A 13,461-nucleotide genomic window follows, 5' to 3' on the forward strand; every position below is an offset into this window, starting at 1 on the left:
CATTCATCAACGTCAGATAGGGAGCCGCAAAGCTCCACTCTTCATCCGAGACATCTGTCGGGTATGGCTTGCGTTTTGTCATTCCGCCAGGGTACCAGGTCTGGAGGAAAGTTCCTAACACCCTCTAGCAAAACTGCATTTAATGCATCGAGTCTCGGAACTCCTTTGAGACAGGTCACCGTTAGGGCACCCGTCACCCGGTGACAAGCCTGAGCCGCAGTTAAGAGAACGGGCTCCCCTACCCCTGTACCTTTCCCCATGGCGCCCTCAAGTAGCCGCGCGACGCTGAGCGTTGCGATCCATCGCTCGAGCCGGTCTCGGTGGCACGGGCACGTCCTCTCACGGCGCTCAATGGTGATAAGCCTTATTGCACCACCAGTTCATGTTGCCCCGCCCTTTCGCCGCCTGTGACCCGATCCAGCAAGCGACCTCCCGAGGACACTCACCTATCGTCACGGCAAGGCCGCGTGCCGGAGCTCCGGCGTAATGGCTCTGACGCGATCGTCACAGTCTTTGCCCCTCCTCCAACAGGAAGCGTAGCGAGCCAGCAAACCGCGTCTCGGCGAACCGGACCTCGGGACGTCATTGACCGCGCTGCATGGCCCCGTTCAATCCTGATAAGTCGTATTATCAGGATTGGATTAAATCTCAAGCGGGCCGGACGCATATGGAGTGAAAACGCTATTTTTGTTATTCAACAAACTCCACGGGATACGGGAATCGCAATAGCTTTGAATAAACCTGCTGCCAGAAACATTATGAGGGACAGGCCAGCAGCCTCCGTCTGTGGGGACTTAGACGTCTGTCATTACCTCCGTTCGCCTTGTTCAGTAATAGAAGGTCGTGCATGGCGGTTCGATCAACCGGGCAATCCAGCGAAGCCCCGAACGAAAGAACCCTGAAGCTTGCCCAATTAGAAAAACTTAAATCACTTAAATTCGTCGTTGCTGCTGCGAGCCGAAACAAGACTTCTCATAACCGACAGCAATATTGCGCTGGAATGTCTGTCGTTTATATGGGCATTCGCGTATCAGGACCATTTTCCCCGGGAAAAATCAAGTCGCCTCAACGGAATAGTCTTGAAGACGAAAAATGGTGCCGCAGCCCGAGATCTCATCTGACGCGACACACACAGCAAGGTCGCCGCGCCACCCTGCGACGCGCGGAATGCAGGAGCAGGACCTAGCATTGCTGTCCTGCGCCGATAACCCCGTGGACAGCGGTGAATGAGATACAATGATGCATACGTTATCTCCCACTTAGGGGTGCATTCCAACGTGCTCGTTACTTCAAAACCAACGCGTAAGCGCGCGAAATCGTTAGTGGAGTCTGCTTACGACGAGATCAAACGTCGCATCTTAAATAGCGAATTTGCTCCAAATTTTCAGGCGACCGAAGGCGACCTGGCTGAATTGCTCGATATGAGCCGTACGCCTGTGCATGAAGCGTTAATTCGACTGGAAAAGGAACACCTGGTAGAGAACGTCCCCAGACGCGGCATGAGAGTATTGCCGGTATCAGCGACCGATATGCTCGAGATTTACCAGGTCCTGACGGCGCTCGAATGCCTGGCGGTGGAGTTAATCACCGCCAGGGCGGCGAAAGACAGGGGTGTCAACTCGCTGAACAAGCTCGTAGACAAAATGGACGCCGCGTTGGAAAGGCAGGACATGAAGGCTTGGGCCAGCGCTGACGCACAGTTTCATCGATCACTTTTCGAGCTGAGCGGGAACAGGCGACTCTCGGCTGCCGGACTGGCCTTTCGAGAACAGGTGGACAGAGCAAGGACCTGGACCTTGCCGTTGCGACAAGGACCGGTCACTTCTAACCGCGCGCATCGCGAACTCGTACAATTAATCGCGGATGGAAACGTTGAAGCGGCTTTCGATGCGCATCGAAAGCATCGCTTGCAGGTGACAAAAGAGCTAACCGAAATAATCGAGCGTTTTAGTTGGGTCACTCGCTAGAGCGCCGTAAGCCAGTTATCAGTCGGGCATCGCGTATCCCCCGCCGCGGCGCTTACGAACTTCTTGTCCGTGCGAAAGCTTGAATTACCTTTTCGAGATCAGTGCACCCCTCGAGCGTCGTGACCTGGTTTATCAAGTCATCGATTGACCGTTCCGATGATCCAAATCCGTAGCGCAAACAGTCCGCAAACTTGGCCCGGATCTCGTCAACCGTCAGCCTGTTTTCCGGAGACCCCTTAATTGTCCAAAGGACTTTCACAAGTTCATTCCCGTTCTTGAGCCGCAGCCGGACACGAGCAGGGGCCACAGCAGAAGGATTCATGTCCGCCGCAGGCACTGTGCTCACCTTGCTAGCCCATGCGACGGCCGGCCGTCTGACCGACTCAGCGGAAAAATCATCAATGCCGACCACCCCACGGTCCAGCGCGTTGGCGAATGTGTAAGCGGCATTGAATTGCGCGTGTACCGTAGGCTGCGGATGGTTCGGGTCAAATTGCGAGCCAACGATCCGTACGTTGGTATCGCTCAACTCGATAACGCCGCTCTCAATTTCATCAGCTCGCAAACCCTCACTCCGGAAGTTCTGGCCCAGTTCCGTAACGGTGTGCGTACAGCGACAACATGGAAAGGGCTTCATGCTCAGCCGGAGGGTTTCCCAGTCGAGGCCGAAGTTTTCCAGGATGTCCGCCCTGACATCGCCGTTCCCGTAGAGCTGGAAAAGCCCAGCGGTTCCCGTCAGATACCGGGTCGGTCCGGTAATTCCGCGCCTCGCCAGGAACGCTGCGGTGACCGCCGAACGTGCGGCAAAGCCCGGGCCAATCCGCTTCGCAAGTGCGCCGTCATGTATCGGCTGGTTTGTCCCGCTCGCCTGCGCATAGGCCAGCGCCATCGCATGATGTGTAGCGTCGGTATCGAGTCCTAGCACTGCGCTCGACGAAGCGGCGCCCGCTATGCAGCCTAGCAAAGTTGTAGGATGCCACCCCGTGTTCAGCAAGCCTGGACATGCAAGACCCAATCGACTGAAAATTTCGACGCCAAGTGCAGTGGCACGCAAGAAATCCGGTCCACTCACAGGTTGGTAAGCCGGGTGCGGATCCGATCCGTCCGACTGGTCCGTCGGCGAGCAGCCAGCGGCCTGAACAAGGAGCCGGTTCTTCGCCTGGGCTGTCGCCAGAACGGTTGGCAGCACGACGCAGAACGCATGGATGCGGGCGGGGTCGTGCTGATCATCGAAATCGAGGCTATGCGCGGCGGCGGCATTGACAAGGGCGGCCATTTCGGGACTTGCTAGGCTGCCATCGAGTAGGACCGTCGCGCAACCCGTGCTTCCGAGGTCGCCAAGTGCTAGCAGCAATTCGGAGATTCCAGGCGCTCTTGCCGCTCCACCGATCACGCCTAGTGTATCCAACGCAAACAGCTGAATTGTCGATACCAGCTCAGACGGCAGATCGGAAAATCGGACACTGGCAACGATCTCCGCCAAGCGATGCTCCAATGACGAGTCGTTCAATTTCGTTCCTGCTTGCATGATGGTCCCCGTCGATATCGGCTAGCGTTTAGCGGGATGAGTTTCGGGCGTCAGGAATATGGTGATCGTAGTAATCAAGCCCATCCCTGCGAGATAGATAGCAACAGGCCAGATACTTTGGTAGTACGACAGAAGCGCCGTCGCAACCCCCGGAGCAATACCTCCCCCGATCACCGAGGCAAGCTCCCGCGCAGTGCCCAGCCCTGAATACCGAACACTCGCCGACGGGAACAGTTCGCTAAAAAGCGCAGGCTGCGAGCCCTGGAGTGCACCGTACACGACAACAATCGCAAGGAAAAAGCCCAGCGCGATCGCCCAGGGTTCGGTCGTGCGCATGAGCCAGAAAAACGGAAACGCGACAACGATAATTCCAATCGAGCCAAAGCGGTAAATCGTGCGACGTCCCAGGCGGTCGGAAAGATTTCCGAAGAACAGAATCGACGGTATCAGAAGCGCCATGGCCCCGGTCATGATCGCCAGCATAACGCTATTCGATATGTGGAGGTATCTGCCATACACGAGCGAAAAAACTAATAGCATATAGGACGCAGAACCCTCACCAAGGCGGAGGCCCATGACCTGCAAAAAAGGTTTGGGATGGTGGCGAAAAACCTCGAGCAGCGGAGCCCGCACGGTTTTGCCAGTTGTGGCTGCTTTTTGGAACTCCGCCGTTTCTGCAAGCTTCAGGCGCATATAGACGCCCAACAGAACGATGAGAAAGCTCGCGAGGAACGGCAGGCGCCAACCCCACGCCATGAAATCGTCGTGTGGCAGTGACTGAGCCAGAAGAAATGCGGCAGAAGACAGGAGAAAGCCCAGCGCGGCTCCCGCAGGACTGAATGATGAAAAGAACGCTCTGCGCTCTGATCCAGCGCTCTCCGCAATCATCAACACACTGCCCGTCGTCTCACCACCGGCTGCGAGACCCTGCATGATCCGCAGCAGGACGAGCAGTATCGGTGCGGCCAGACCGATGGTTTGGTAAGTAGGCAGGACGCCCATGAGGAATGTGGCTACCCCCATGGTGAACAACGTAAGCGTGAGGACCTTCTTCCGCCCTATGCGATCTCCAAGGTGCCCGCAAAGGATGGCACCGACCGGTCTGGCAACGAAGCCCAGCGTGAAGCCTCCGAACGATGCGATGATTCCAATGAGCGGATTGTGGGAAATAGGAAAGAATGCCTGACCGAACACCAGCACGGCAGCGGTACCGTAGAGGTAAAAGTCATACCACTCGAGTGCCTGCCCGATCATGGCGGTCACGACGGTTCTCGCAAGCGGGCGCTCCCTCCGGGGTGCGGCTTTGACAGCAGTAGTGTCACTCATAATAACTATCCTTCTTCATCGACTGTTTGCTCACCAAAGGTGCGGTTCGTTAAGCCTGACCGGCTGACGACAGGTAGACCCGCGGAATAAACTGCCCGACATCCAGTGCCAGGTCCACGACACGGGCAGCGCCCTGTACTCGCATTACTTCCTGCGGGCTTATACGCTCGCTTCCCTGCTGTCCCACAATTACCACCTCATCGCCTACCAGTGCTTCCGGTACGTCAGAGAGGTCAATACGCACATACTCAAGCGACGCAGGTTTCAGGATCGGCACCCGCCGCCCCGCTACCAGAACGCATCCAGCATTCACTCGATGTATGTTGTCGCTATATCCGACAGGAAGGACACCGACTCGCATGCCTTTGCGAATGTCGAAGACTACCTCGTCCGGGAAAGGAACCTCCTCAACAGTCCGAATTTCAATGATGCGGCTCTTGAGCGCATGGAACGGATGCGGACTGTCTTCAGCGGGCTCGAGTGGATCGAATAGTGCGGCGCCTGGGTCCGCTGCGTTGGAGCGCATTGAGGCACCCATCATTCGCAGGACTTTGGAACTTGCCATCGGAAACCATTTGATCTGGGGCGACAGGTCGGCAAGACTTTGCCGTAAGGAAGTCATCTCCCTGTACTGCCGGATAAGAAATTCCCGCGAATGGGTCCCTCCTCTCACGTTCGGATGGCTATTAACGACGACGACCTTGAACATGGGGTTGGAGTGGACGTTACGGATGAACTTCTCTGCAGCAGAGAACGGCACGCCAATACGCTCAGAGCCGAGATCGACTTTGACCGCGACCTCCAGAGGTTTCGTCGCGAACCTCAAGAACTCATTGAGCACTACCTGGTTATGGACGGTGGGGATCAGGTCATATTCCTGAAACGCGTTGACCACTTCCTGGCTTGGAAGCACCCCCGCGTAGACAAGAATCGGTACCCGGATACCTGACTGCCGAAGAGCGATCGCGTCCTCAAGACTTGCCAACGACAAGGCGTCGGCCCCGCTCCTCAGAACGGTATGTGCGACCGGCAGCACCCCATAGCCATAGCCATTGGATTTCAGCGTTGCAAAGAACTGAACGTCCACGCCCAGTCGAAGGCGGATCTGCCGGGTGCATGCCGCCACCGCATCCAGATTGATCTCGAAACGGTTGGGCCGCGCGTAAACCGCTGGCGCGACGCTCGGGTTTTGCTCATTCTTCATACCAGCGGCCTCGCATTTGACATTGCATACGTTGTGACTTGATAACGTATACGTTCAAATTTTCAATCGCAATAGATATTTCCCAGAACCTCCCTCGCAACGCTTCCCTATCTTGGGCCTACGCCGCTTGCCCCGTGCACTTGACGGCGCCTTTTTCTCGACGTACCGTCTGTTTCTGTATGCAATATTGCATGGAACATCGCCGGGCTTTAACGGAATGGAGAGCGTCAGATGCGTATTGGAATAGATATCGGAGGGACCTTCACCGACGTGGTGGCAGTAGACGAGCGTGGCAGTATTACGACCGTCAAGTCGCTGTCAACTCCTCGAGATCCCAGTCAGGGCGTGCTGGACGGCCTTGAGTTGCTAGCGGGCCGCCTGCAAAAAACCCTGGGAGAACTGCTGGCGCACACGGAGTTGCTGATTCACGGCACGACTGTCGCGACGAACTGCCTCGCAGAACGACGGGGAGCGCGCGTCGGTATGATTACCACTGCTGGCTTCAGGGATCTGCTTGAGCTTCGGGACGGGACAAAAGCGAGTCGTTATGACCTCCACGCGGCGTATCCGCAACCGCTCGTTGCCCGACCCGACCGGATCGAAGTCGCGGAGCGTGTCCGATTCGACGGCACGGTCCAGACCCGCCTGGACGAGGACGCCGTGCTCAAGGCGCTTTCACAGCTACGAAACCGCGATGTCGAGGCAGTGGTAGTTGGTTTCCTGCACGCGCACGTTAATCCTGCCCACGAACTGCGGGTGCGCGAATTATTGGAAGGTACGGGTTGGCGCGTGTACACGGTTCTTTCGCACGAGATCCTGAACTCCGAAGGAGAATACGACCGGTTCTCGACGGCAGCGGTCAACGCCTATGTAGGCCCGCGGCTTAACGGCTATTTCAGCCGATTTGAGAATCGCATGCGTGAGGCGGGAGCCACGTTTCCGATCATGATCATGCAGTCGACCGGGGGTCTCCTGCCGATCGACCAGGCCGGAGCCTACGCAGTCGGATGCGTGACCAGCGGGCCCGCTGGTGGGGCGATGGCTAGCGCCTTGTATGCTCGCTTGATGGACGCCCCTCTGGTTGTCACCTATGACACCGGGGGTACCACAACCGACATCTCGCTGATCGAGGCCGGTACGCCTCTTGAGCGCCGCAAAACTGAGCACGAAGAATTGAAGATAGCAGTGCCTTCGATCGACATCAGCGTCGTGCCACTCGGCGGCGGGAGTATCGCGCGGCTCGATTCCGGCGGCATCCTGACGCTTGGTCCGCAAAGCGCTGGAGCCGATCCCGGGCCGGCCTGCTATGCACGAGGAGGCACCCTCCCCACCCTCACTGACGCGAACCTTGTGCTGGGCCTGCTCTCACCCAAGACTTTCCTCGGTGGCCGGATGGGGCTGAGCATGGAACTCGCCCGCGCGGCGGTCGAGACTCTCGCCAGGCCGTTGGAGCTGAGCATCGAACGAACGGCTCTGGCGATTCATGCGCTTGCCAATGTGCGCATCGCAGAGTCCGTACGAACCGCCACGCTTAAAAAGGGAATGGATCCCCGCGATATGACGCTCCTGTCGTTCGGAGGCGCCGGAGGTGTTCACGCAGCTTCCGTTGCGAGCGAGCTGTCCATCGGGCGGGTGGTCATTCCCCGCGAGGCGTCTGTTTTTTCCGCTTTGGGTTTTCTCTCAGCCGACGTGCGCCTCGACGAGCAGCTTCAGATCGGAGCGCAGCTCGGCGCCGATGCGATCCCCAGGGTCCTGGCTGCCCTGGATAAGCTGAAAGATGTTGCCGCCAGACGTCTTGAGGCTTGTGGCTTCGGGCCCGAACGGTCTCGCCTCACGCTTTTCGTAGACTGCCGCTACAAACGCCAGACCTCAACCCTTGAGGTTGCGATTCCTGCTGATGTTGCCGACGCGGACCTTGCCGAGTTGATCCGTCAGTCTTTCAGTCAGCGATATCAGCAGTACTTTGGCCACATCCATGCGGACGAGGAGCCGTTCATCGACGTGTGCCGGGTGTCCGCCTATGGTGTCGTTGGTCAGAACAATCGGCTGGACGAGGGAGGCAGTGCAGGAAACAGTCTGCCGCGTCCTGGCGGCTTTTCAGAAACGCGCGACATCTTCATGGACGGATGGTCTACCGTGCCCGCTCATTGGTTCGACGAACTCCTGGTCGGCACAAAGATCCCCGGACCGGCAATTATCGAGTCCGCTACAACGGCTATTCTTGTGCCGGCTTTCGTGGTTGCAAGCGTGGATCGTCTCGGCAGCCTGGTGATCGAACAAACAGCAAAGGGAGGTCGCTCCTAATGGATGCAAACTCGAATACGGTTGACCCGCTAACTCTCTCGGTCGTGCGACACAAACTGATCTCTGTCGCCGAAGAGGTCGTGGAAGTGATGACCCAGACCAGTTTTTCACCGATTCTCAATCAGTCGCGCGATTTTTCGTCCGCAGTCCTGAGCGGAAAAGGCGAAGTCCTGGCGCAGGCTGAGAGAGTGCCAATCCACATGGGTGCACTGTCATTCGCCGTGCAGGCGATGATTGAGGCCTTCGACGGCGACGTTCGCAACGGCGACGTTATCGTCTGCAACGACCCATATTTCGGTGGGAGCCATTTACCTGACGTCACACTTGCAGCTCCGGTCTTTGTCGACGGCGTGCTCACGATGTGGATTGCGAACCGGGCTCACCAGGGCGATATCGGCGGAATCTCTCCTGGCGGTTACAGCCCTTCCGCAACGGAAATCTGGCAGGAAGGGCTTCGGATCCCGCCAACAAAAATGGCAAGTGGCGGAGAACTCCGGGCCGATTTCGTGCGCATGCTTTGCGTCAACTCGCGCACCCCTGATGACATGCGTGGCGACATGATGGCCCAACTGGCGTCCGTACAGCGGGGTGCTACACGAGTGAGCGAGCTTTATGCGCGCTACGGTCTGCCGACAATGGAGGCAGTCTGCACTGAAATCCTGAACGCGGGCGAACGCTCCATGCGCCGCCAGTTCGGCGAATGGAAACGAGGCACATTCGAAGGAGTTAGCTATCTGGACCCGTTCACGTCGAACGATGATCCGGTGCCAGTTAAAGTAAAAGTGACTCTTGATGGAACGTCCGCTGTCGTAGATTTCAGCGAATGCCAGGACCAGTTCGGTAACTTCATCAACAGCCCCCTGGCCAACACCATTGCGGCAGTCAATGTTGCGTTCATGTATCTCAGCGAGGCGCGCGAATCGCTCAATGACGGCAGCGCCAGAGCTGTCTGCGTCAACACCCGCAAAGGAAGTTTCGTCGATCCAAAACCTCCCGCAGCAGTGGCCGCATGCACGACCCTGACTGCAAGCGTCATCATTGAAGCAGTGATGGATGCGATGGCCGAAGCTGTGCCTCACCGTGTCGTTTGTGGCTTTGCCCGAAGATTTCGAGTCGCCATCAGCGGAACAGACCGCGCCGGGCGTTCTTTCATCTGGCACAGCTTCGCGAACCGGGGTGGTGCAGGAGCCCACCAGGGCGGCGATGGCTGGTCCAACATTGGCGTTGTTCACAACCCGGGCGGCGCACCGTCTCCGAGCGTCGAGCGCACAGAATCGGCTTACCCATTTGTCGTCGAGGCCTATTCGCTGCGCCCCGACTCGGCAGGGACGGGGCAGTTCCGCGGCGGGCTGGGAGGTGTATATGCAATACGCTACGAGGGAACTACGCCAGCCCGCATCACGCCTACCGGAGACGGTGAAGTGATTGCACCGTACGGTCTTCGTGGTGGACAACCCGGCGCAGTGCATCACTACACCATCGAACAGGGCGGGAAGACGGCTATCCTAGGCAGCAAAGACGCCAACGCGACCCTGATGCCCGGAGCGGTGCTGACGCTGCGTTCAGCGGGAGGAGGAGGTTTTGGCGATCCGAAACTCCGTGAGCCGTCCCTGGTGAAACAGGATCTCGAATACGGCTATGTGACCGGTTAAGTCCTGGTCGAGATATATGCAGATGCCGGCCAGAGTATGGCCGGCTGTCTCCTTTTTTTGCGGCAGAGAATAACAGTCCGTCCGATTGCCTCATTGTCTGAACCCATCGTTCGTAGCGTCCATATAGCCTTTGAGCCAGAGATGCGCGCTTCGTGCACCAAAACAACATATAGCTATATACATAGTTGTCCGAATCAATACGTTTTTTTAACCTGGAGATCTCAAATGAAGAAGGTATTTTTCGTAGTCGCGATTGGGGCGCTAACAAACGTTGCGCATGCACAAAGCACCGTCACGCTATACGGCATAGTGGACGAAGGTATAAATTACAATTCCAATTCGGGGGGACACCCGTTGTTTAACATGTCGTCGGGCGTGTTATCCGGTAGCAGATTCGGTCTGCGCGGTTCAGAAGACCTCGGTGGTGGTCTGAAAGCACTTTTCAACGTCGAGAACGGCTTCGACGCGACCTCCGGGAAATTCAGTCAAGGTGGGCTTTTGTTTGGCCGGCAGGCCTATGTCGGGCTTTCAAACATTCGATGGGGTAGCGCGACCTTAGGTCGTCAGTACGATGCGCTCGTCGATTATGTCGGCGTACTCGGAGCCGCAGACCAGTGGGGCGGCTATATCGTCGCGCACGCGGGTGACATCGACAACTTCAACAACGCCTTCAGGTCGAACAATACCGTTAAGTTTTCGAGCGCAAACTTCGGGGGCCTGTCATTCGGCGGCACATATAGCTTTGGCGGGGTCGCTGGCCAATTTACCCAAAATCAGATCTGGTCGCTTGGCGCCGGGTATAACCGCGGACCCCTCGTATTGGGAGTCGGCTACCTCAATGCCAGAACGCCTTCAAACGCCGGCGGGTTGATGGGAAACAATACAACTACCGCAACCGCGTCAGTGGTATCAAATCCGATTTATGCCGGCTTTACATCCGCGAACACGTATCAGGTCGCTGGTGCTGGCGCCGCGTACAGATTCGGAGCAACGACTGTTGGGGCGACGTATTCGAATATCAAGTTCATGAACCTGGGGGCAAATGGCAACTCGAGCTTCCGTGCAGGGGAAACTGCGACGTTTAATAACGCAGAACTCAACTTCAAATACCAGATAACGCCTGCACTGCTGCTCGGGGCGGCCTTCGACTACACAAGGGGAAGCAGCGTGGTGCAAACTAATGGCGTTGAGAACCGTGGGTCTGACTACTACCAGGGGGCGCTCGCAGCTGATTATTTCCTGTCGAAGCGAACGGACGTCTACGTCGTCGGCGTCTACCAGAAGGCGTCCGGAACGAACTCTCGAAACCAGAACGCGGTCGCCGCGATTAATAGTTTGACGGCCTCGAATTCAGATCGTGCGACGAACGTGCGCATTGGTATACGGCATAAGTTCTGAGACAGAACTTGAGGAAGCCGCGGCGGCTGGTAAGTCTATTCTTCAGTAAGCTTTATTGCCGCGGTCCGGCCGGACCGGGACGCGCTGCGAGTATTCACCCGGACGTCAGTCCCAGACAGTTTGGCCAAAGATTCGCTCCCGCCTCCAAAGACGATCGGTGCACGGCGCTAGCCTATCGAATAGGAAAACAGATTATTGGGTGCTTGTAGCGGCCCGCGTTGTCCTGTAACGTCACGTGGTTCCGCGCATGCAGCACGGGAGAGATCGTTCAGTGAGCGACGCCGACGGAGCAACCGCCCCGGAAACTCTCAGGCAAAAGGACTGTGCTGCAGGAACATCTGGAGAGTGACGCTGCGTGCGTCCACCGAAGGGGAGCCTGACCGTTGTCGGCCGGGCGAAACTCTCAGGTACAGGGACAGATGGGGCATCAAACACCGGAGGCCGTCTCGCGCGAAGCAGCGCGATGGCAGCCAACCGGGGATGCTCAACTCGATCTGGACCATCTTATGTCACGAATCGCCATTATCGGCGCCGGGATCACCGGCGTCACGACCGCTTACGCCCTCGCCCGCCGCGGCTTCAATGTCACCGTCTACGAACGCCATCGTTATGCGGCGATGGAAACCTCGTTCGCGAACGGCGGACAGCTTTCGGTCAGCAATGCGGAGGTCTGGAACCATACGGCCACCGTCCTGAAAGGACTGCGCTGGATGCTCACGCGCCACGCCCCACTCCTGTTGAACCCGTCTCCTTCTTGGCACAAGTATTCGTGGATGGGTGAATTCCTGCGTCAGATCCCGAACTACCGCGCGAATACCATCGAAACTGTACGCCTCGCACTGGCCGCGCGCGAGCATCTCTTTTCGATTGCGGAGCGAGAAGCCATCCAGTTCGATCTGGAACGCCGCGGCATTCTGCATATCTACGGGCATCGCAAGGACTATGACGCCGCCGGGCGAGTGAACGTGCTGCTGCGTGAAGGCGGCCTGGATCGGTATGCGGTCGGCGCGAACGAAATCGGCCTCATCGAACCGGCGTTGCAGGGTGAGTTTTACGGCGGCTTTTTCACACCGTCCGATTCGACTGGCGACATTCACAAGTTCACGCGCGGCTTGGCCGACGCGTGCGTGCGTCGCGGCGTCGCATTCCGTTACGACACGTCGATCGACTCGATCAAGCAAGGCGATGACGGGCACTTCACCATCGACGCGACGAACGCAGGTGCACGGAACGCGGACGTTTTCCAACAGATCGTCGTGTGCGCAGGTGTCGGCAGTCGCGCGTTCGGCGCCATGCTGGGCGACCACGTCAACGTCTATCCGGTGAAGGGCTATTCAATCACCGTCTGCCTCGACGACGAACAAAGCCAGCGCGCGGCGCCTTGGGTCAGCCTGCTCGACGACAAGGCCAAGATTGTCACGAGCCGCCTCGGCGTCGATCGCTTCCGCGTGGCGGGCACGGCTGAAATCAACGGCTTCAGTCGCGACATTCGTGCGGACCGCGTAACGCCGCTGGTCGAATGGACCCGCCGCCTGTTCCCTGAAGTCTCCACCGCGCGGGTCATTCCCTGGGCGGGTCTACGCCCTATGCTGCCACGCATGTTGCCCCGGGTCGGACGCGGCAAGCGCCGGGGCGTTTTCTACAATACGGGACATGGCCATCTCGGTTGGACCCTGTCCGCCGCGACTGCCGAATCGCTTGCGCAGGCAATCGAAACTTGAACTAACGAACGAGTCGATCTCGAAGCGGTCAATGTCCAATGACGGCCGCTTCGATCGCGCAGCGCTTCAATACGAGCGCTACCTCGTCGCCGCAGTGGTCTTTCGGACACCGCAGCAGCCCTTCCCCGGTATTCTTGCCGTCCGCAGCGGCGCCGTCGCTTCCGGCTATTTATCGCCGGCTAGGTGTACATTTTATTCAGCACTTCCATCTCTTCGCGGATAACCGGACGCGCTATCTGTGCAAACGCACTCACCAGCCGGGTCTGAGCCTGGTAGGGCGGGAACAGCAGCGCAACCTCGCTCGGTATATTCACCGCGAAGGGCCGCACCTCGATCCCTCCATTAACAGATTCATCGCGAG

Annotated in this window: 9 protein-coding genes, 1 pseudogene and 1 riboswitch; of the genes and pseudogenes, 5 read left to right on the top strand and 5 right to left on the bottom strand. The window is 57.9% G+C overall.

The genetic code is table 11. The features are described from left to right. Window positions 1–82, bottom strand: an 82-nt coding sequence (locus C0Z16_RS39235) for a transposase (RefSeq protein ID WP_407070698.1), incomplete at its 3' end; no start/stop codon positions are given. A 1,144-nt stretch (window positions 83–1,226) separates the two neighbouring features. Here C0Z16_RS39235 and C0Z16_RS36100 point away from each other — a divergent pair. Beyond that, entirely contained in the window at window positions 1,227–1,967 is a 741-nt protein-coding gene (locus C0Z16_RS36100) for a GntR family transcriptional regulator (RefSeq protein ID WP_102636729.1), read from the top strand. A 52-nt stretch (window positions 1,968–2,019) separates the two neighbouring features. Here the strand turns inward: C0Z16_RS36100 and C0Z16_RS36105 are convergent, their stop codons facing one another. The 3 genes from C0Z16_RS36105 to C0Z16_RS36115 all read right to left on the bottom strand — a co-directional run bounded on the left by C0Z16_RS36105 (window position 2,020) and on the right by C0Z16_RS36115 (window position 6,025). Next, window positions 2,020–3,495 (bottom strand): MmgE/PrpD family protein, encoded by a 1,476-nt coding sequence (locus tag C0Z16_RS36105; RefSeq protein ID WP_102636730.1) that lies wholly within the window; start codon window positions 3,493–3,495, stop codon window positions 2,020–2,022. 21 nt (window positions 3,496–3,516) lie between these two features. Continuing rightward, on the bottom strand, window positions 3,517–4,749 hold the full coding sequence (locus tag C0Z16_RS36110) for an MFS transporter (RefSeq protein WP_244201504.1): 1,233 nt from the start codon (window positions 4,747–4,749) through the stop codon (window positions 3,517–3,519). A 121-nt stretch (window positions 4,750–4,870) separates the two neighbouring features. Continuing rightward, complete coding sequence (locus C0Z16_RS36115) at window positions 4,871–6,025, bottom strand: alanine racemase (protein ID WP_102636732.1); 1,155 nt, start codon at window positions 6,023–6,025, stop codon at window positions 4,871–4,873. A gap of 231 nt (window positions 6,026–6,256) precedes the next feature. Here C0Z16_RS36115 and C0Z16_RS36120 point away from each other — a divergent pair, with 231 nt between their 5' ends. From C0Z16_RS36120 to C0Z16_RS36135, 4 genes are all read left to right on the top strand, one after another. Further along, window positions 6,257–8,329, top strand: coding sequence for a hydantoinase/oxoprolinase family protein (locus C0Z16_RS36120; protein WP_102636733.1), 2,073 nt, complete (start codon window positions 6,257–6,259; stop codon window positions 8,327–8,329). Further along, window positions 8,329–9,981, top strand: a complete 1,653-nt coding sequence (locus tag C0Z16_RS36125) for a hydantoinase B/oxoprolinase family protein (RefSeq protein ID WP_158244577.1) — start codon at window positions 8,329–8,331, stop codon at window positions 9,979–9,981. The genes C0Z16_RS36120 and C0Z16_RS36125 overlap by 1 nt, the downstream gene beginning before the upstream one ends. A gap of 225 nt (window positions 9,982–10,206) precedes the next feature. Beyond that, window positions 10,207–11,379 (top strand): porin, encoded by a 1,173-nt coding sequence (locus C0Z16_RS36130; protein ID WP_102636735.1) that lies wholly within the window; start codon window positions 10,207–10,209, stop codon window positions 11,377–11,379. 245 nt (window positions 11,380–11,624) lie between these two features. Beyond that, window positions 11,625–11,713, top strand: a riboswitch (glycine riboswitch). 172 nt (window positions 11,714–11,885) lie between these two features. Further along, window positions 11,886–13,100: a D-amino acid dehydrogenase gene (locus C0Z16_RS36135; protein WP_102636736.1), complete on the top strand. Its 1,215-nt coding sequence runs from the start codon at window positions 11,886–11,888 to the stop codon at window positions 13,098–13,100. A gap of 179 nt (window positions 13,101–13,279) precedes the next feature. Here the strand turns inward: C0Z16_RS36135 and C0Z16_RS37965 are convergent. Next, window positions 13,280–13,461 (bottom strand): annotated as a pseudogene (locus tag C0Z16_RS37965) (hypothetical protein); the annotation flags it as partial.

This window comes from Paraburkholderia rhynchosiae (assembly GCF_002879865.1).
In the GTDB taxonomy this organism is placed as follows: Bacteria; Pseudomonadota; Gammaproteobacteria; order Burkholderiales; family Burkholderiaceae; genus Paraburkholderia; species Paraburkholderia rhynchosiae.

Excerpts from the sequence above, each read along its gene's own strand:
- C0Z16_RS36130 (WP_102636735.1), top strand. The coding sequence starts at position 10,207 with ATGAAGAAGGTATTTTTCGTAGTCGCGATTGGGGCGCTAACAAACGTT.
- C0Z16_RS36120 (WP_102636733.1), top strand. The coding sequence starts at position 6,257 with ATGCGTATTGGAATAGATATCGGAGGGACCTTCACCGACGTGGTGGCA.
- C0Z16_RS36105 (WP_102636730.1), bottom strand. The coding sequence starts at position 3,495 with ATGCAAGCAGGAACGAAATTGAACGACTCGTCATTGGAGCATCGCTTG.
- C0Z16_RS36135 (WP_102636736.1), top strand. The coding sequence starts at position 11,886 with ATGTCACGAATCGCCATTATCGGCGCCGGGATCACCGGCGTCACGACC.
- C0Z16_RS36115 (WP_102636732.1), bottom strand. The coding sequence starts at position 6,025 with ATGAAGAATGAGCAAAACCCGAGCGTCGCGCCAGCGGTTTACGCGCGG.
- C0Z16_RS36125 (WP_158244577.1), top strand. The coding sequence starts at position 8,329 with ATGGATGCAAACTCGAATACGGTTGACCCGCTAACTCTCTCGGTCGTG.
- C0Z16_RS36110 (WP_244201504.1), bottom strand. The coding sequence starts at position 4,749 with ATGATCGGGCAGGCACTCGAGTGGTATGACTTTTACCTCTACGGTACC.
- C0Z16_RS36100 (WP_102636729.1), top strand. The coding sequence starts at position 1,227 with ATGAGATACAATGATGCATACGTTATCTCCCACTTAGGGGTGCATTCC.